This window comes from Paenibacillus helianthi, from assembly GCF_001909055.1.
GTDB classification, from domain to species: Bacteria; Bacillota; Bacilli; order Paenibacillales; family Paenibacillaceae; genus Paenibacillus_AQ; species Paenibacillus_AQ helianthi.
This window is the reverse complement of record NZ_LVWI01000043.1, coordinates 67186-85739: the sequence shown is the minus strand read 5'-3', so window position 1 is coordinate 85739 and position 18554 is coordinate 67186. Positions and strand designations below refer to the sequence as shown.

Sequence of the window (18554 nt, the reverse complement as noted above, 5' to 3'; positions counted from 1 at the left end):
TTGCAGATGGAAAAATGGAGAGAAATATTGATTACTCCAGAGACAACTATATTAAAGACAATGGAAATTATTGATAGGTCATCTTTACAATTCGCAGTGGTAGTTGACATTGAACACCGTTTGCTCGGAACGGTGACGGATGGAGATATTCGGCGGGGGATTTTGCGCGGATTCCCACTTGAAACATCTATTGAGCATGTAATGAATAACCAACCCGTTTATGAGAGACAAGGGAAGCGGACTTCTTTCTATAAGGAATCGATCAGAGAGAAACAACTGAAGCAGCTCCCAATCGTTAATGATAGAAAGCAAATAGTGAATATTTTATTTGCGGAGAATATCCTTAACTTTCTGCAAAAAGACAATATTGTAGTTCTGATGGCTGGTGGCATGGGAACGCGTCTGCGTCCACTTACGGACGACATTCCGAAGCCGATGCTGAAGGTTGGTGGCAAGCCTATACTAGAGACAATTATCGAGAGCTTTAAGAGTTTCGGTTTTACGAACTTTATGCTCTCAGTTAATTATAAAAAGGAAGTCATTGAGAACTATTTCCAGGATGGTTCACAGTTTGGGGTTCGGATACAGTATATTGAGGAAGGCAAACGATTAGGAACAGCAGGAGCGCTTTCTTTACTGTCCCAGCAGCCGAAGCTACCGTTCTTTGTAATGAACTCCGATCTGCTGACAAAGATTAACTATGAGCAACTGCTGGATTTCCATCAGCAGACGAAATCAATGGCTACTTTATGTGTAAGAGAATATGAATACCAGATCCCTTATGGCGTGATAGAAACGGAGCAACACCGTTTGGTCTCTATTGTTGAGAAGCCGAAGCACAAAAGCTTTGTAAATGCGGGTATTTATGTTCTGGATCCTGAGGTTTTGCAATATGTCCCCGAGGATGAATTCTATGATATGCCTGATTTGTTTAAGAAGTTAATTGCGGTGAATAAAGAGGTATCTGCCTTTCCGTTAAGAGAATACTGGCTTGATATTGGACAGGCAGCCGATTATGACAAGGCCAACGGCGACTATAAAGGCGTTTTTTATGATTGACAATAGGGGGTTACTTGATTTTTCTATTGTTATAGAAAGTCAATTAGTACTGGAAATCCCAATAATTCTATAGTGTTTGTCTGAAGGCTCTGGTTAATTTCTTAACTTGGAGCTTTTTTCTCTTGACTTTGCCCCGAATCCTAAATTATCCCTGAAACTAACCGATATATAAGGTATAAAATGAGTGTTGGTGGAGGTCGGGGGTTATGAATGTACAGTTCTCACTTACAGCAAGTTCTACAAAAAGTGCTCAAAACAAGCCGGAAGTTGCATCTTCCAATTCTGGACCAGTGGCACCTGTAAGTGAAGTGGCGGCTATTCGCAATACCAGAGAAATGAGCTTGAAAGAAAAGCAGGGTGTGAATGTATCCGTTGCTGAGGAACAGTTAATACGAACTATTGAACGGGCTGTTCAATCCCTGCAGGGACCCCAGACCACTTTGGAAATTAGCATCCATGAAAAAACACACGATATTATGGTTAAGGTGCTCAATAAAGATACAGGTGAGCTGATCCGTGAGGTTCCTCCGGAAAAGACACTGGATCTGGTAGCAAAAATGATGGAGATTGCAGGTATACTTGTAGACGAAAAAATTTAGTGCCAGGGAGGTGCTGTTTTGGTTACACGCGTAAATGGGTTCTCAGGTATGGACATTGATAGTATGGTTAAGAGTATGATGGCTGCCAAACGCGTTCCACTGGACAGTCTCAATCAGAGCAAGCAGATCTTGAATTGGACGCGTGACGGATATCGTGAAATAAATAGTAAGCTTTTTGATTTCAGGTCAAACAAATTAATTTCAACGGCCAAATATGGTGGTAGCTCTGCTCTAAACGCTAATAAGGCGGTTGTATCGGGAAATACAGATGCGGTTAAAGCCGAGGCTCTGGCTTCTGCTTCTGGGATTGATATGAAGGTGAGTGTCACTAAGTTGGCTGCTAGTACTACATTAAAGATGAATACTGGATTAGGTCAAGGAGTACCTAGTTCTACTTCACTCGCTAAGCTTGAAGGGGTGGATCTATCCCTTCTATCCGAAGATAGTAGAACCGAATATCTTAAAAAGGGGTTTGACATTACCATCAACGGGGTGGAATTTAAGGACTCGGACGGTAAATCACTGTTTAATGGCCTTACCTCTATATCCACTATGGTGTCAACTATCAACTCAAATGCCAAGGCGAATGCAACTGCAAGCTATGACGAGATCACGGGGAAATTAACCATTGCTTCTAAAACCAGCGGAGATCCCCTTCGTGCAACTACCTACGACTCTACTAAAGATGTAACTGTGGGCAGTGGAAGTACTTTGCTGGCTCTCTTTACCCAAAGAACTGTAACCCAGGTTGAAACAAATGGCCCAGGAATTACGGATGGAACCAAATCTTTGGCGTTTCTCCAAAACGCTCTTGATGGGACAAAGCTAGAAGATGCGGAGAAATCGACATATAAGTTTAGTCTGAATAATAAGTCGTTCTCTTTTGACGCAAAGCTAACTATAGATGAAATGGTCACCAAAATAAATGATGAGACGGGTACAACAGGGGTTCAAGCACAATTTACCGGGGGGAAATTAAAGCTATCGGCAGTATCTGGCGAAGTGAAGTTGGGAGGAGACTCCTACAATCTCCTGAAACTATTTAATGGAGCGAAACGTGCTGAAGCGACTGCTGGTGATTATACTACAACCGATGGGCAGAATGCTGTTGTCACGGTGAATGATGTTTTGCTGAAAGATACCAATAGCAATACTATTAACATCAATGGCGTCCAACTTACACTGTTGGATAGGACAGACAAAAGCGGGACCGATGTTCCGACCCTTATTAAAACACAAACCGACCCTGATAAAACTATAGAGACAATCAATGCCTTTGTAGAAGACTACAACAGTCTGATCAAAACGTTGAATGCGAAAGATGATGAAATCCAGTATCGTGACTTCAAACCGTTAACGGATGATCAAAAGAGCGCAATGAAAGATGATGACATTAAGACTTGGACGGAGAAGGCGAAAAGTGGTCTTTTCAAGAATAATGATATTATTAACTCCGTCTTGTCAGAGATGCGTGGTATTATTACGGAGAAATTAGGGCCACTCAGTACTCTCGGAATCACTACAGGGGGTTATCTGGAAAACGGTAAACTGGTGGTTGATCAGGCAAAGCTCAAAAATGCAATTATTGCTAATCCTCAACTCGCGATGGATACATTACAAGGTCCCGCCAACGCTCAGAAAGAGGGACTCTTTGATAAATTAGCGGATAAAGTAGGGAATGCGCTAGACAAAATTGCTGAACGTGCAGGTACAAATAAATACTCTATGGACCTCAGCAGCAGCTTTAAAACAGAAAGCGTTATGGGTAAAAAACTTACAGAATATAATAATAAAATCTACACGATGCAGCAAAACTTAAATGCAGCCGAAACTCGTTACTATAAGCAATTCACAGCTATGGAAACAGCCATGAATAAGTTACAGTCTCAGACGTCGAAGCTGTTTGCCTAGTCAGAACTATTATAAAATAGAGGGTGACATAATTGCTTAAATCTCCTTATGAAAAATACCGCCAGTCTTCCGTCCAGACTTCTACTCCAGCGCAGCTGGTAATCATGCTCTACGACGGAGCGATTCGTTTTATCCGGACAGGCATGGAGGGCCTCAAAAATCAGGATTATGAAAAAACAAACCTCAATTTAGGCAAAGCTCAGACTATCGTAAGCGAGCTGATGAGTACATTGGACTACTCTATTGAAATATCTAAGGACCTCTTTTCTCTATATGAATATACAAATTTCTTGCTGGTGGAAGCTAATATCCACAAAAATCCAGAAAAAGCAGAAGAGGCCATTGGCTACTTGACCGACCTCCGTGAAACCTGGCTGCAGGCGTCCAAGCTTGCGGCGGGCCAGACAGAGATTGCTAATGGATGAACTTATCCTCAGTCTGGATCAGCTCACGCACGGGATGATGAGTCGGCTCCAGGAAGCGACTTATGAGGAGCTTGAGGATTTCGTAGAGGAACGGCAGAAACTTGTCGATGCTATTGCAGAAAAAGTCGCTTGTAATCCATCAACACCTGCACAAAAGCGTGAAATTAATCGAATCCTGGAAAACGATAACGCGTTGCTTGACCGGATGAATGAGCTGCGCATGGAAGCTAGGGATTGGTTGCAGAAGCGTAGTCAAGCCAAAGTCCAGCGCAGTGCATACGAGGCAGTCTATTCACCGGATAGTCTGTTAATGGACCGCCGAAAATAATGTTTTTCCAAATGTTTCATCTCAGGAGCAGCCGGGTATTATATACCGTCTGCTCCTTTTTTTGATCTTGATATCACATTTTTTTGCTTGAATTTGGTTAATTATTGAATGGTAAAATATTGAAAGAAAACATTTACTATTCCAATTGACAATGGAGAAGCAGCGGTGGTATAGTCGAGTTGTGAGCAAGACTCACGTTCATCTGATGACGAAGGGAATGTTTAGTCAATGGAAGGTAAAGTTAAATGGTTTAACGCAGAAAAAGGTTATGGTTTTATCGAAACTGCCGATGGTGGCGACGTATTCGTACACTTCTCCGCGATTCAAACTGACGGTTTCAAGACTTTGGATGAAGGCCAATCCGTAGAGTTCGACATCGTTGAAGGTGCACGCGGACCACAAGCAGCTAACGTCATCAAATTATAATCATCCGGCGCAGCCGACCTACATATATGGTAGATGGTTAGCAATTGAGACAACGCTAGCGTAGACCCTGGGGATTTTCCCCAGGGTCTTTTTTAATGCTTTTTTACAAAAAATCGTTCCAGATGTGGTGAAATTAAGTTGGAATTAGACAAAGTGTAAAATTAATTTAACGGAAAATGTTAACATTCTCCAGTATTTGGGTAATAGAAGACGTTGGGCTTTCTATCTTGCCTCGACGTACATTCTTTATGCTTAGGCGTGTGGCTTTTTGAGCGAGACCTTTGTTCAGGAGCGATGCAGTAAGCCTATGCCCATCAAACACTCAGGAGGATGAAAAGCAGAATGAAAAAGACGTGGCGTGGATTAATGACAGGGATACTGGGTGCAAGTATGTTACTCGGATCTCTAGGCAGTGTCTCTGCTGCCCCTGCCCCCAAGGATATTCAAGGACACTGGGCGCAGACGCAATTGCAGGATTGGCTGAATAAAGGGTATCTAGGCGGTTACCCGGATGGTACGGTGAAGCCTAACAAGGCGATAACGCGCGGCGAATATGTAGCACTGATTAATCGTCTGTTCGGGTTCAAGGATACGGGAACGATCAGCTTCACCGACGTGAAAAAGACTAACTGGGTATACTCCGAGGTGGCGAAAGCCGTGCAAGCCGGTTATATCGGCGGTTATGAGAATAAAACATTCCGTCCCGCTAATCCGTTGACCAGACAAGAGGCAGCCGTCATTGCTGCCAAATTGCTTAGCTTGAATACCGCCGCAGCTTCTACAACCTTTAAAGACAATGCTCAAATTGCTGCTTGGGCAAAAGGGGCAGTGGCAGCCGCAGCAGGTAAAAAGATCATCAACGGGTACCCGGATGGAACCTTTGGTCCTAAGAGATCGCTGACCCGGGCAGAGGCTGTGGGGATTATCAGCAATTCGGTTGTATTTAAACCTTCTACTCCTGGATTAACCCCTACCCCTACACCAACTCCATCGGCGAAGCCTTCGCCTGGCGCAACTCCTGCTCCTACAGCAACCCCTGTACCTGGTGGCGGTAGTGGCGGTGGCGGCGGGGGTGTTATCACTACACCATCAGTAAGTGGTGTAACTTATGGACATGTGGGTTCGGTGACAGCAGATGTGTACCTTACTCCATCCGTAACCGGAGCAATCTATTATGTGGTGGCTCCTTACAGCAGCAGCATGCCGAATCCTAGTGCCTCGCAGGTAAAACTGGGAAAGACAAGTGCTGGAACCCAAGGAGTGAACTATGGAACCAAGGCCACATCGGCAGGGTCAACTGTTTCTTTTTCGGTGTACGGGTTGCAGCCTAATACAGAATATGCAACATACATCATCGTTACAGATACTGCCGGGAACATGTCAACGGTATCGAAGCTTCTTTTGAAGACGAATACAAGTACTCCAACATCGATCACGCTGGTTGAACCGGGACATATGGGAACAGTGACAGCAGATGTCTATGTGAAATATGGGCAGACAGGTGGTGTTTCGGCTCCAGTAAGATATGTTGTACTGCCGGCTAATGCCGCCAACCCGACTGCGGCGCAGATTGCTGCCGGACAAAATAGCTCAGGGGCCCAACTTGCCGCACCTTGGACAGGTTGGATCACTCCGGCGCCTTCACCGGCGGTAAGACAGACACTGAGCTTGACTGGGCTAACTGCCAAAACCAGCTACAAGGTATACTTTATTACAGGTTCCGGCAGTGTCTGGTCACCTGTAGAAATTCTGCGTATTCAAACCAAGTAAGAGCTGGATAATTGCAATATTAACCGATAACACTAGGTCCGGCCCAGGCAGCTTGAGTTGCTCTGGCCGGACCTATTTATGTATATGGGGGGGCTGTGACATCTTTTGTTAGCTGGATGTAAACACTGTCATGATTTGTTTTTTACTTAGGCCTGACAATTTGGTATAATGGCTATGTAAACAAAGGAGGAGTGCCCATGCAATTCAGCATTCGAGGTCAACAAATTGAAGTGACCGACGCTTTGAGAGATTATGTTGATAAGAAGCTCAGCAGACTTGAGAAGTACTTCGATGCACCCCCTACCTCAGAAGGATATGTGACGCTTGGCGTTGTTCGCGGCCTTCATACGGTGGAAGTCACGATCCCGCTAGCAGGTGTAACGCTTCGTGCGGAAGACCGCAGCGATGATATGTACGCATCCATCGATGCCGTGGTGGACAAGCTGGAACGCCAGATTCGCAAACACAAAACCAAGCTCAATCGTAAGTTCCGTCAGGAAGGAAGCCTGAAAACGCTCTTTGTGGAAGGAGCACCAAGCAGCATTGCTGTTGAGGAACAGGATTACGATGATTTGGAAGTCGTGCGGAACAAGCGCTTCACTTTGAAGCCTATGGATGTAGAAGAAGCGATCCTGCAAATGAACATGGTTGGACATAATTTCTTCGTGTTCTCCAATATTGATACTTCTGAAGTTAGCGTTGTTTACAAACGCAATGACGGCAAGTATGGCCTGATCGAACAAGACTAGGTTTGGATGCATGAAGCCGTAACCCGACTTGGAGCAGAGATTTACTTCAGTCTGACAAAAGAAAATTAACCGAGCCCCTATTCGCCATAAGCGAATAGGGCTCTTGTGCGTATATACATGTGTTTATGACAAAATAGCGGCACTTTGGCAGTAATGAGATCACTTGAAAAATAAGGTTGCGGCTGCTTGTATTGCGGCTTCTCTTACAAACTGTTACAATTTATGAAGCAGCGGAATCGAAATCATATATGGCCCTTTCAATATTAGTGAGGATGGGCTCGGTTCCACCATCTGTGTTGCATGAAAGGGGTTAACCATGCTAGGACTTGTAAAAAAAATATTCGGCGACACCAATGAACGTGATGTCAAACGTCTCATGAAGACGGTCGATGTAATTAATGGGTTGGAGCCCGATTTCGTATCACTTTCGGATGAAGAACTGAAAGCCAAGACCGATGAATTCCGTGCCCGGATTGAGAAGGGCGAAACCTTGGAGGAAATTCTTCCTGAGGCATTTGCAACCGTACGCGAAGCTTCCAAACGGACGCTGGGCATGCGGCATTTTGACGTTCAATTAGTTGGAGGTATGGCGCTGCATGAAGGCCGGATCTCCGAGATGAAGACGGGTGAAGGCAAGACGCTGGTAGGTACACTGCCGGTCTACCTGAACGCTTTGCTCGGCAAAGGTGTACATGTTGTAACGGTCAATGACTATCTGGCTCAGCGCGACAGTGCGCAGATGGGACAAATTTATAACTTCCTGGGTATGACGGTTGGGGTAAACCTGAACGGCATGGACCATGCTGATAAGCAAGAAGCTTATGCCTGCGATATTACGTATGGCACAAACAACGAGTTTGGTTTTGACTACCTGCGCGATAACATGGTGCTCTATAAGGAGCAAATGGTTCAGCGTCCGCTCTATTTCTGTATTATTGATGAAGTTGACTCCATCCTGATTGATGAAGCGCGGACTCCTCTTATTATCTCCGGACAGGCCGAGAAATCGACGGAGCTGTATTATGCAGCAGACCGTTTCGTAAAGAGACTGACTGCGGAAGAGGATTATACTGTTGATATCAAGGTGAAATCCGTGGCTTTGACTGAAAAAGGTGTGGCTACGGCAGAGCGCGCTTTTGGGGTGGAAAATCTGTATGACCATGCCAATGTAACTCTGAATCATCACATTGTTCAAGCGCTCAAGGCGAACGTAATTATGCGCCGCGATGTTGATTATGTAGTGAATGAGGACGAGGTTGTTATTGTCGATGAATTCACCGGCCGTTTGATGGCGGGACGCCGTTATAGTGACGGGTTGCACCAGGCTATCGAAGCCAAAGAAGAAATTCAGGTGCAGAATGAGAGTATGACCCTGGCTACTATTACCTTCCAGAACTACTTCCGGATGTACCGTAAGCTGGGTGGTATGACGGGGACTGCGAAGACCGAAGAAGAAGAGTTCAAGAAGATCTATGGTCTGGAAGTTCTGCAGGTGCCAACCAATAAACCGAACCAGCGTGCGGATATGCCGGACGTTGTATACAAAAGCGAAAACGGTAAGTTTAACGCAGTGGTAGCAGAAATTGTGGAGCGCCACAAAAAGAATCAACCCGTGCTGGTAGGTACGGTTTCTATTGAGAACTCCGAACGTGTATCGGAAATGCTGAAACGCAAAGGTGTAAGACACCAGGTGCTCAATGCCAAGCATCATGCGGCGGAAGCAGAGATCATCTCCCATGCAGGTCAGCCGGGAACCGTAACTATTGCTACGAATATGGCAGGACGCGGGACGGATATCGTACTCGGTGAAGGAGTGACAGATCTCGGAGGTCTGCATATCATTGGTACAGAACGCCATGAATCACGCCGGATCGACAATCAGCTGCGCGGCCGCGCGGGACGTCAAGGCGACCCGGGTTCCACTCAGTTCTACTTGTCGCTCGGTGACGAACTGATGAAGCGTTTTGGTGCAGACAACGTGCTGAACATGATGGACCGTCTTGGGTTTGAAGAGGATCAGCCGATCGAGAGCCGTATGATCACGCGTGCTGTAGAATCCGCCCAAAAACGTGTCGAAGGCAACAACTTCGATATTCGTAAAGTCGTACTTCAATATGATGACGTCATGAATCAGCAGCGTGAGATTATCTACAAGCAGCGCCGCGAGATTCTGGAGTCTGACAATATCAAAGACGTCGTAATTGAAATGATCAAGCCGGTTATTGACCGTATTGTTCATGCCCACTGCAGTGACGATATTCCCGAGAACTGGGAGCTGCAGGAGGTTGCTGATTATGTGAACAGCAAGCTTTTGGAAGAAGGCGAGCTGACACGGGACGATATGTGGGGCAAAGAAGTTGAAGAGATCATCGAATTCATCTTTGGCCGTGTACTGGAGAAGTACGCAGCCCGTGAAGAACGCCTTGGCTCTGAGCTGGTGCGTGAATTCGAAAAGGTTATCGTCTTGCGTTCGGTTGACAGTAAATGGATGGATCATATTGATGCGATGGATCAGCTTCGTCAAGGGATTCACTTGCGCGCGTATGGTGGTACTGACCCGCTCCGCGAATATCAATTTGAAGGCTTTGAAATGTTCAATGCCATGACCGCTACCATTCAGGAGGAAGTTGCGACCTACATTATGAAGGCGCATATTGAGACCAATCAGGAACGGCAATCCGTAGTGGAGGAGAATAAGATCTCCACTAATGGCGAGCCTGCTGAGAAGCAGCCTGTGCATGTTGAGGCCGCTATCGGCCGCAACGATCCATGCCCTTGCGGCAGCGGCAAGAAATACAAGAACTGCCATGGACAGAACGCGTAAGTACAGTGGGCTAATGCATTTCGGTTTCGGCCTTGCATTCTTAGTAAACCAGTGAGCAGAAATTAATCTGCAAAAGCTGTTTACAGAACTGTACTTTATGTACTTTATGTCTTGCTCCACAGTTCAAGGGTTATAATGACAATAAAAAGCGGCTGGGCCCGGGGGACTCCCCGTTTGCGGCCCGGCCGCTTTTTTGAGCTTGGGAGCTATGTTGATTCCTGAGCGAAGCGGAAGGCGTAATTCTTGAAACCTGGATTCAGGTGGGAGTAACGGAGGGGAAGTTTGGAACTGGAGGAGCGAATGCGTCCGCCTTTGTTCACAGATTTCAACCGCGGGCGGCAGTCTCCAATCAGGAAATCTGTGAACAACAGCGGCCGGAAGTCCAAACATTCCCCGCAGTTACGTCCATCACCGGAAACGAGTGTTAAAGAAGATGAGCTTCCGGCAGCGAGGGTTATCAACTATATGCCCCAGGCTCAATCCAGCCGCCCCGGCGCAATGATTTTATATTGAAAGGTGAAGTGATCACACATGATTGATCCTAATGTTAAGCAGGACCTGCGTGAAATAGGCAAGAAACTTACAGACCTTAGGGGGTCTCTTTGACTTAGATCTGAAGCAGGAGATGATATCCAACTTCGAAGAAAAGATGGCAGCGCCCGGATTCTGGGATGATCCAGAGAAGGCACAAGGCGTCATCGCTGAGATGAACGCGGTGAAATCATCCGTAGATCAATATGAGAAGCTGCAGCAGGAATATGATGATGCGGCGATGATGGCGGAGCTGGCGGATGAAGAGGGCGATGAGGATTTGGCGGCAGAGGTTGCTGGAACGATTCGCAGTGTGGCTGGCAAGGTCGATGAATTCGAGCTTCAGCTGCTGCTCAACCAGCCGTATGACAAGCTCAATGCCATATTGGAGCTGCATCCCGGTGCTGGCGGAACGGAGTCCCAGGATTGGGGGCAGATGCTGTTACGCATGTATACCCGCTGGGCGGAGAAACGCGGCTTCAAGGTAGAGGTCCTGGATTATTTGCCGGGCGACGAAGCGGGGATTAAGAGTGTTACGCTTTTGATCAAAGGCTACAATGTCTATGGCTATCTGAAGGCCGAAAAGGGAGTACACCGGCTGGTGCGCATTTCCCCGTTCGATGCCTCAGGCAGACGCCATACCTCGTTTGTATCCTGTGATGTGGTACCCGAGATTGCAGATGATGTAGAGGTTGATATCCGTACCGAGGATCTTAAGATCGATACGTACCGGGCCAGTGGCGCAGGCGGTCAGCATATTAATACAACGGATTCTGCAGTGCGTATTACTCACTTGCCAACCGGCGTAGTGGTAACGTGCCAGAATGAACGCTCACAGATCAAGAACCGTGAACAAGCGATGAAAATGCTGCGTTCCAAGCTGTATGAGCGCAAGCTGCAGGAGCAGCAGCAACATCTCGATGAGATTCGCGGCGAGCAATCGGATATTGCATGGGGAAGCCAGATCCGCTCCTATGTATTCCATCCCTATAGTATGGTAAAGGATCACCGTACTTCCGTGGAAACCGGTAATGTTGGAGCGGTGATGGACGGCGATCTGGACGCTTTTATCGACGGATATTTGCGCAGCCAGATTAAGACAGAAGCAGAATAAGGGGATAATGATAATTCCTACGCGTCTTCGGAGGTGTAGGAATTTTTTTGAGAAGTTTAGGGTGTATAATAGCTTCAAGTATAAACGTTAAGGAGAATAACTCTGCATGCAAAAAATCAATTCACGCAATAAACCCCCGCTGATTCCGCTGAACGGGCCATTGCGCCATACGGTGGATATTGTGCTGATTCTGGTGGGCTCACTGATTACGGGGCTTGCTTTTAATCTGTTTTTTCTGCCGAACCAAATCGCTTCCGGAGGGGTATCGGGGTTATCCGTACTCGCGGAAGCCTGGTTTAAAGCCGAACCTGCCTTCACCCAGTGGGCGCTGAACATTCCGCTGTTTATTCTTGGGGTGATATTCCTGGGCAAGCAATATGGAATTCGGTCGTTGCTCGGCAGCTTTGTGCTGCCGCTGTTTATTTTTTTGACGAAAGACGGGCCTGTGCCGACCACGAATCCGCTGCTGGCTTCTATTTATGGCGGGATTGGGGTGGGGTTGGGTCTGGGGCTGGTATTCCGTGGACGCGGCTCCACGGGAGGCTTGACCATTTTAGCGCAAATCATTCAGAAGATTACGGGATTCAGCTTCTCGCTGTCTGTGGTGCTGCTGGATGGTACGGTGATTACGCTGGCTGCTTTTGTACTGGGAATGGAACAGGCAATGTATGCGCTGATTGGCTTGTTTGTGACGGGCCGGGTCATCAACGCGCTGGAGGTTGGCTTCAGCTCGACCAAGGTGGCCTACATCATTGCCGATAAGACGGAAGAGATCTCTCAGGCGATCCTGAACGATCTGGACCGTGGTCTGACCAAGCTGAATGCGCAAGGCGGCTATACTGGCGATAACCGCACAGTGCTTATGGTCGTTGTGGGCCAAAATGAGATTACCCGGCTGAAGGCAATTGTGCGTTCCGTTGATCCGGGGGCGTTCGTCATTATTACCGAGGCACATGAAGTGCTGGGCGAAGGGTTTAAAAGAGAAGTGCAGTCTCCTTAGGGGCTGCACTCTTTTTTTGGAAATACAAGTATAATGTGCTTCACGCTAATATCTTTTTTGCTTAATAAACTTGACGTTACATGTTGTATTTATATTAATTCGGTCGTATAATAATACATATTTCGAAGGACGGTATTCATGATATTCATAACAGGCAGGAAGCGGGGATGACAGTGACAGGCAAGCTGAGAGCGGCAATTGTTGGATCAACGGGTTATGGGGGCGTGGAGCTGATTAGGCTGCTGCAGAACCATCCTGATATAGAGATTACTTCAGTGATTTCCTCTTCAAGCGCAGGTGCGCCTATTGAGGAAGGGTTTCCTCATTTAACAGGCATTGTGCAGCGCAATCTGGATGGAGTGGACGCAGCAGAGATTGCCGGCAGAGCGGATGTGGTATTTACAGCAACACCGTCGGGTGTCAGTGCCAAGCTGGTGCCGCAGCTCCTGGAGGCAGGTCTGAAGGTCGTCGATCTGTCCGGTGACTTCCGGCTGAAGGACGGCGCAGAGTATGAGCAATGGTATAAGCATCCGGCTCCGTCTGATTCCTATTTGCAGCAGGCTGTATACGGATTATGCGAAGTGTTCGGCGAACGTACGGCCGGGGCAGACTTCATTTCCAATCCAGGCTGTTATTCTACCGCTTCGCTGCTGGGCTTAATTCCGGCGCTGCAGGCGGGCTGGATCAAGCATGACAGCATTATTATTGATGCGAAATCGGGTGTGTCCGGGGCAGGCCGGGGAACGAGTCTGATGGTCCATTACTCCGAAATCAATGAGAATTTCAAAGCTTATAAGGTGAACAAGCATCAGCATATTCCGGAGATTGAACAGACCCTGACGGAGATATCCGGAGAGAAAGTGACGGTGACATTCACTACACATCTCGTGCCGATGACCCGCGGGATTATGAGTACGATGTACGCCGGGATGAACGGTGGGTACAACGAGCAGGATTTTGTGAACTTATATCGTAAATATTATGCAGGACGGCCGTTTGTGCGGGTTCGTGACGCTGGTGTGCTGCCAGCAACCAAAGAGGTCAGCGGTTCTAATTATTGTGATATCGGTTTTGCCACAGATGCCCGTACAGGTCGGGTGACCATTGTATCCGTCATTGACAATATTGTTAAAGGCGCAGCAGGGCAAGCGATTCAGAACCTGAATTTGATGATGGGATGGGAGGAAACCCGCGGCCTGGGCTACACACCAGTGTATCCTTAAGGTTCAGCGGTCAACTATACAATGAGTGAGAAGCAAGGTTTTACCGTCTTGGAAGGCGGAAGTGTTACGACACCTAAGGGATTCAAGGCTGGCGGGCTGCACTGCGGCCTCAAAAAAACAGAGCGCAATGACCTGGCAGCCATCCTCTGCGAGGTTCCGGCGACAGCGGCTGCTGTATATACAACGAATGTTTTTCAGGCTGCACCGCTTCAGGTAACGCGGGAGAGTCTGGTGAATGGTACACTTCAGGCAGTTATCGTGAACAGCGGGAATGCGAATGCCTGTACAGGTGATCAAGGCGAAGCCGATGCCTATGAAATGCGTGCTGCCGCAGCCCGCCGCTTAGGTGTGAATGAAAAGGATGTTGCGGTTGCTTCTACCGGTGTGATCGGCGAATTGCTGAAGATGGACTGTGTGCGAAACGGGATTGCCGGACTGCCTGAGAAGCTGGATGGAGGAGCTGCCGGAGCAGAGGAGTTCTGCCAGGCGATCCTCACCACAGATCTGGTCAAAAAAGAATGCTGTGTGAAAGTAAAGGTCGGGGATATAGAAGTAACGATTGCCGGAGCTGCCAAAGGTTCGGGGATGATTCATCCCAATATGGCAACCATGCTGGGTTTCATGACCACGGATGCTGTAATTGACGGCGATGATTTGCTCAGTCTGTTGCGTACTGCGACGAATACGACTTTTAATATGATTACGGTAGATGGAGATACAAGCACTAATGATATGCTGATTACGATGGCGAGCGGACTTGCGGGGAATGAAAAGCTGACACGTCTGCATGCGGACTGGGATGCTTTTGCCGCGGCATTTACGCATGTCTGCCAGAGTCTGGCCATGGCCATTGCCCGTGATGGTGAAGGGGCGACGAAGCTGATTGAGGTGCAGATCAGTGGTGCGGTACACGATGAGGCTGCGGCTGCAATTGCCAAAACGGTGGTCGGCTCCAGTCTTGTGAAATCTGCAATTTTTGGCGCGGATGCCAATTGGGGGAGAGTAATTGCCGCAGTAGGACGCGCAGGGGTGCCGGTATCGCCGGAACGGGTGGATATATCACTTGGCGGAATTCCGGTGCTCAAGCAGTCGCGGCCAGTGGCTTTTGATGAAGAGAAAGCTCTGCATTATTTGCAAAAAAGCGATACCGTGCTGATTACCGTAGCTTTGTCTGACGGAGACGGCAAGGCTACCGCCTGGGGCTGCGACCTGACGTATGACTATGTGCGCATCAATGCCGCATACCGTACCTGATTCATGGCTGGCACTCCACTTACGGGGAGGATAACGAAAAATGACTATAGAACCTACTGAGGATCATAAAGCTGGCGGACTGTTCGTGATGAAATGTGGCGGCAGTACGCTGGCGGCGCTTCCGGATTCGTTTTTTGATGATTTGCGGGAGCTGCAGGAGAGCGGTGCCCAGCCCGTCATCGTGCACGGAGGTGGGCCGGCGATATCCGGCAATCTGGAGAAGCTTGGCATTGAGAGCCGCTTCGTGAACGGCCTGCGGGTGACGACCGAGGAAGTGCTGGATGTGGTGGAGATGACGCTGTCCGGAAGCATTAACAAGGCAATTGTCCGAAGGATTCAGGGCAGCGGGGGGCAAGCGCTAGGCTTATCCGGTGTGGATGGACGGTTGATCACCGCCCGGCTGGTCGCGAACAGTGATGAAGTGGGGCTGGTTGGTGAAGTGACAGAGGTCAACGCAGAGATTGTGCAGGGTGTTCTGGCGATGGGCTATATCCCTGTAATCGCGCCGATTGGTGTGGATGCCGGAGGCCAGCGATACAACATTAATGCGGATACGGCGGCGGGGGCGGTGGCTTCTTTTATCGGGTCGCCCCAAATGATCGTCGTTACGGATGTTCCGGGCATAATGCGTACACTGGATGGCCGCAAAACGGTACTCCCGTCTGTGACGGTGGGACAGATTGAAGACTTGATCGAAAGCGGCGAAATTTATGGCGGGATGATTCCCAAAGTACGCGCGGCGATCGATTGTATTCAGGGCAGTGTGTCCGAAGTAGTGATTGTTGACGGCAAAGAGCCACGGGTGCTCAGCCGGGTGCTGCAGGGTGAAGAGCTGGGAACACGGATTATTCGTTCATAACTAATAACAAGCGCTGACGGGAATACCGGAAGCAGCATGGTGGGAGAGTGACTAAGAATGAGTGAGCTTACGCAAGCGGAAAAAGATTCTTTGACAGGGGCGCCGCAGGACCGTTCAGTGGAAAAGGAGGTTCAGGAGGCTGCTCCTGCCAAGCTGAGTGCGGTATTCCCGTCCTACGCCAGATACGACATTAGTCTGGTCAAGGGCAAAGGCAGCTGGGTATGGGATGATCAGGGCAACAAGTATCTCGATTTCATGTGCGGCCTGGCTGTAACGAGTCTGGGACATGCACCGGAAAAGGTTGGGGCTAAGCTGAAGGCACAGATTGATACCTTGTGGCATGTCTCGAACCTGTTCCACATTCCGGGGCAGGACCGGGTGGCGGCATTGCTGACGGCTAACAGCTGTGCGGATCAGGTGTTCTTTTGCAACAGCGGGGCCGAAGCGAACGAAGCAGCGATCAAGCTGGCGCGCCGTTATCACCAGAAGGTGAAGGGAACGGGCCGCTATGAGGTGATTACCTTCGAGCAATCCTTCCATGGACGTACCTTGGCTACGCTGACGGCTACCGGACAGCAGAAGGTAAAAGAAGGCTTCCTGCCGCTCCCGGCAGGCTTCAAGACCGTGCCTCTGCATGATCTTCCGGCGCTGAAGGCGGCTATTTCCGAGAATACAGCAGCCATTATGCTGGAGATGATTTTGGCTGAGGGCGGCGTGCTGGAGGTGCAGCAGGAATTCCTGGATGCGGTGGTAGAACTGTGCAAGGAGCACGGATTGCTGCTGATCGTGGACGAGGTGCAGACCGGTATGGGCCGCACAGGCAAGCTGTTTGCGCATCAGCACTACGGCATTGAGCCGGATATATTCACTCTGGCCAAAGGAGTCGCCAGCGGCTTCCCCGCAGGTGTGATGCTTGGCAAAGGTTATTTGCGTGAAGCTTTCAGCCCAGGCAGCCATGCGTCCACCTTCGGCGGAACGCCACTTGCGGCAGCAGTGATGGAAGCGACGATCGAAACGATGCTTGAAGACAATCTGGCGCAGCGAGCTGCCGAAATGGGCGAATATCTGAAAGGGCTGCTTAGAGAGAAGCTGGCAGATACACCTTTTGTGCAGGAAATCCGCGGCAAAGGCCTGCTCATCGGCATTGAATGTGCGGCACCTGTAGCGGATATCGTGCTGGCCGGACAGCAACGCGGGCTGCTGTTCGTACAGGCCGGACCGAATGTCATCCGGCTGCTGCCTAACCTGTATGTAAGCACCGAGGAGATCCACCAGGCGGTGGACATCCTTTCGGAACTCATTCATACTTATGCTAAATAAGATGAACTTAAGAATGAAGCAGGGAGTTGCCGTGAAGCCTTATACTTAAGGCTTTCTGGCAACTCCGTATATTACATTCTTAAGTTCACGTTCTATAACAATGGAAAATGGGAGGCAGGTTCATGAGCCAGGAAGTACACAGCGATACCGGAAAACTCGCGCAGCAGCTCAAAGGCCGTGATTTGCTGGAGCTGAACGACTACAGCCCGGAGGAAATTACGTATTTGATTGATTTGGCGATCGAGCTCAAGCGCAAGCAGAAGAGCGGTGAGGTCTACCAGCCGCTAAAGGGGAAGACGATTGGGCTTATTTTTGAAAAATCCTCGACCCGCACACGCGTATCGTTCGAAGTGGGCATGTTCCAGCTTGGAGGTCATGCGTTGTTCTTGAGTAAAAATGATATCCAGCTCGGACGCGGAGAAACCGTGGGCGATACGGCACAGGTGATGTCGCGTTATCTGGACGGCATTATGATCCGTACCTTCGGCCATGATAAAGTGGAGGATCTGGCCCGATATGCTTCGGTTCCTGTCATCAACGGACTAAGCGATATGGCGCATCCCTGCCAGGTGCTGGCCGATTACCAGACCGTCTATGAGCACAAGGGCAAGCTGAAGGGCTTGAAGCTGGCTTATATCGGCGATGGTAACAATATGGCGCATTCCCTGCTGATCGGCGGTGCCAAGCTGGGTGTGCATGTCTCCATTGCCGGACCCGAGGGCTATGAGCCCGATGCGGCTGTGGTGGCAGAGGCACGCGAGATTGCCAAGGAAACCGGCTCAGTGATTGTGGTTACCCGCAGCCCGCAGGAAGCCGTACAGGACGCGGATGTCATCTACACGGACGTATGGGCAAGTATGGGCTTCGAAGCCGAGCAGCTCGCGCGTGAGGCCGCCTTTAAGGACTATCAGGTCAACGAAGAACTGGTCAAAGGCGCGAAAAGCGACTATCTGTTCCTGCACTGCCTGCCGGCCCACCGTGAGGAAGAGGTTAGCACAGGCGTAATCGACGGCCCGAACTCGGTTATCTTCGACCAGGCGGAAAACCGTCTGCATGCGCAGAAAGCGCTGATGGCTGCTTTGATGGGCTAAGTAGCGATTTACCGGGCTAAATAAAGCTCAGAGTTAGCAGCGATATGGATAAATGAAAGTTGATTATGCAA

17 protein-coding genes are annotated in these 18554 nt (G+C 48.9%); all 17 read left to right on the top strand.

What is annotated here, in order from left to right:
• Window positions 1-6 precede the first annotated feature (6 nt).
• Complete coding sequence (locus A3844_RS16105) at window positions 7-1059, top strand: nucleotidyltransferase family protein (protein ID WP_074107914.1); 1053 nt, start codon at window positions 7-9, stop codon at window positions 1057-1059.
• A gap of 206 nt (window positions 1060-1265) precedes the next feature.
• On the top strand, window positions 1266-1658 hold the full coding sequence (locus A3844_RS16100) for a flagellar protein FlaG (protein WP_074107913.1): 393 nt from the start codon (window positions 1266-1268) through the stop codon (window positions 1656-1658).
• A gap of 18 nt (window positions 1659-1676) precedes the next feature.
• A complete protein-coding gene (gene fliD / locus A3844_RS16095; RefSeq protein ID WP_074107912.1) occupies window positions 1677-3569 on the top strand; it encodes a flagellar filament capping protein FliD in 1893 nt (630 codons plus the stop codon).
• A gap of 32 nt (window positions 3570-3601) precedes the next feature.
• On the top strand, window positions 3602-3994 hold the full coding sequence (gene fliS / locus A3844_RS16090) for a flagellar export chaperone FliS (RefSeq protein ID WP_074107911.1): 393 nt from the start codon (window positions 3602-3604) through the stop codon (window positions 3992-3994).
• Entirely contained in the window at window positions 3987-4322 is a 336-nt protein-coding gene (locus A3844_RS16085) for a flagellar protein FliT (RefSeq protein WP_074107910.1), read from the top strand. The genes fliS and A3844_RS16085 overlap by 8 nt, the downstream gene beginning before the upstream one ends.
• A 228-nt stretch (window positions 4323-4550) precedes the next feature.
• The gene (locus A3844_RS16080; RefSeq protein ID WP_019915069.1) at window positions 4551-4748 is read left to right on the top strand and encodes a cold shock domain-containing protein; all 198 of its coding nucleotides are present in this window, start codon (window positions 4551-4553) and stop codon (window positions 4746-4748) included.
• A 342-nt stretch (window positions 4749-5090) separates the two neighbouring features.
• Entirely contained in the window at window positions 5091-6518 is a 1428-nt protein-coding gene (locus A3844_RS16075; RefSeq protein ID WP_074107909.1) for an S-layer homology domain-containing protein, read from the top strand.
• Window positions 6519-6715: 197 nt separating this feature from the next.
• Window positions 6716-7267: a ribosome hibernation-promoting factor, HPF/YfiA family gene (hpf, locus tag A3844_RS16070; RefSeq protein ID WP_074087283.1), complete on the top strand. Its 552-nt coding sequence runs from the start codon at window positions 6716-6718 to the stop codon at window positions 7265-7267.
• 316 nt (window positions 7268-7583) lie between these two features.
• A complete protein-coding gene (secA, locus tag A3844_RS16065) occupies window positions 7584-10091 on the top strand; it encodes a preprotein translocase subunit SecA (protein WP_074087282.1) in 2508 nt (835 codons plus the stop codon).
• Between the two features lie 282 nt (window positions 10092-10373).
• Window positions 10374-10604, top strand: a complete 231-nt coding sequence (locus tag A3844_RS16060) for a hypothetical protein (protein WP_074107908.1) — start codon at window positions 10374-10376, stop codon at window positions 10602-10604.
• 18 nt (window positions 10605-10622) lie between these two features.
• A protein-coding gene (gene prfB, locus A3844_RS16055) for a peptide chain release factor 2 (protein ID WP_143191777.1) occupies window positions 10623-11736 on the top strand; the annotation gives its coding sequence in 2 pieces (ribosomal slippage) (window positions 10623-10694 and window positions 10696-11736; 1113 coding nt in all).
• 106 nt (window positions 11737-11842) lie between these two features.
• The gene (locus tag A3844_RS16050; protein ID WP_074087279.1) at window positions 11843-12736 is read left to right on the top strand and encodes a YitT family protein; all 894 of its coding nucleotides are present in this window, start codon (window positions 11843-11845) and stop codon (window positions 12734-12736) included.
• A gap of 167 nt (window positions 12737-12903) precedes the next feature.
• A complete protein-coding gene (argC, locus tag A3844_RS16045) occupies window positions 12904-13959 on the top strand; it encodes an N-acetyl-gamma-glutamyl-phosphate reductase (RefSeq protein ID WP_074107907.1) in 1056 nt (351 codons plus the stop codon).
• A 21-nt stretch (window positions 13960-13980) separates the two neighbouring features.
• Complete coding sequence (gene argJ, locus A3844_RS16040; RefSeq protein WP_074107906.1) at window positions 13981-15213, top strand: bifunctional glutamate N-acetyltransferase/amino-acid acetyltransferase ArgJ; 1233 nt, start codon at window positions 13981-13983, stop codon at window positions 15211-15213.
• A gap of 40 nt (window positions 15214-15253) precedes the next feature.
• Window positions 15254-16072, top strand: a complete 819-nt coding sequence (argB, locus tag A3844_RS16035) for an acetylglutamate kinase (RefSeq protein WP_074107905.1) — start codon at window positions 15254-15256, stop codon at window positions 16070-16072.
• A gap of 57 nt (window positions 16073-16129) precedes the next feature.
• Window positions 16130-17392, top strand: a complete 1263-nt coding sequence (locus A3844_RS16030) for an aspartate aminotransferase family protein (protein ID WP_074087275.1) — start codon at window positions 16130-16132, stop codon at window positions 17390-17392.
• A gap of 122 nt (window positions 17393-17514) precedes the next feature.
• Window positions 17515-18483 (top strand): ornithine carbamoyltransferase, encoded by a 969-nt coding sequence (argF, locus tag A3844_RS16025; RefSeq protein WP_074107904.1) that lies wholly within the window; start codon window positions 17515-17517, stop codon window positions 18481-18483.
• Window positions 18484-18554 lie beyond the last annotated feature (71 nt).

What these genes read in the sequence shown, in the direction of transcription:
- A3844_RS16105 (WP_074107914.1), top strand. Translation starts at nt 7, where the DNA reads ATGGAAAAATGGAGAGAAATATTGATTACTCCAGAGACAACTATATTA.
- A3844_RS16100 (WP_074107913.1), top strand. Translation starts at nt 1,266, where the DNA reads ATGAATGTACAGTTCTCACTTACAGCAAGTTCTACAAAAAGTGCTCAA.
- A3844_RS16085 (WP_074107910.1), top strand. Translation starts at nt 3,987, where the DNA reads ATGGATGAACTTATCCTCAGTCTGGATCAGCTCACGCACGGGATGATG.
- A3844_RS16080 (WP_019915069.1), top strand. Translation starts at nt 4,551, where the DNA reads ATGGAAGGTAAAGTTAAATGGTTTAACGCAGAAAAAGGTTATGGTTTT.
- A3844_RS16075 (WP_074107909.1), top strand. Translation starts at nt 5,091, where the DNA reads ATGAAAAAGACGTGGCGTGGATTAATGACAGGGATACTGGGTGCAAGT.
- hpf (WP_074087283.1), top strand. Translation starts at nt 6,716, where the DNA reads ATGCAATTCAGCATTCGAGGTCAACAAATTGAAGTGACCGACGCTTTG.
- secA (WP_074087282.1), top strand. Translation starts at nt 7,584, where the DNA reads ATGCTAGGACTTGTAAAAAAAATATTCGGCGACACCAATGAACGTGAT.
- A3844_RS16050 (WP_074087279.1), top strand. Translation starts at nt 11,843, where the DNA reads ATGCAAAAAATCAATTCACGCAATAAACCCCCGCTGATTCCGCTGAAC.
- argC (WP_074107907.1), top strand. Translation starts at nt 12,904, where the DNA reads ATGACAGTGACAGGCAAGCTGAGAGCGGCAATTGTTGGATCAACGGGT.
- argJ (WP_074107906.1), top strand. Translation starts at nt 13,981, where the DNA reads ATGAGTGAGAAGCAAGGTTTTACCGTCTTGGAAGGCGGAAGTGTTACG.
- argB (WP_074107905.1), top strand. Translation starts at nt 15,254, where the DNA reads ATGACTATAGAACCTACTGAGGATCATAAAGCTGGCGGACTGTTCGTG.
- A3844_RS16030 (WP_074087275.1), top strand. Translation starts at nt 16,130, where the DNA reads ATGAGTGAGCTTACGCAAGCGGAAAAAGATTCTTTGACAGGGGCGCCG.
- argF (WP_074107904.1), top strand. Translation starts at nt 17,515, where the DNA reads ATGAGCCAGGAAGTACACAGCGATACCGGAAAACTCGCGCAGCAGCTC.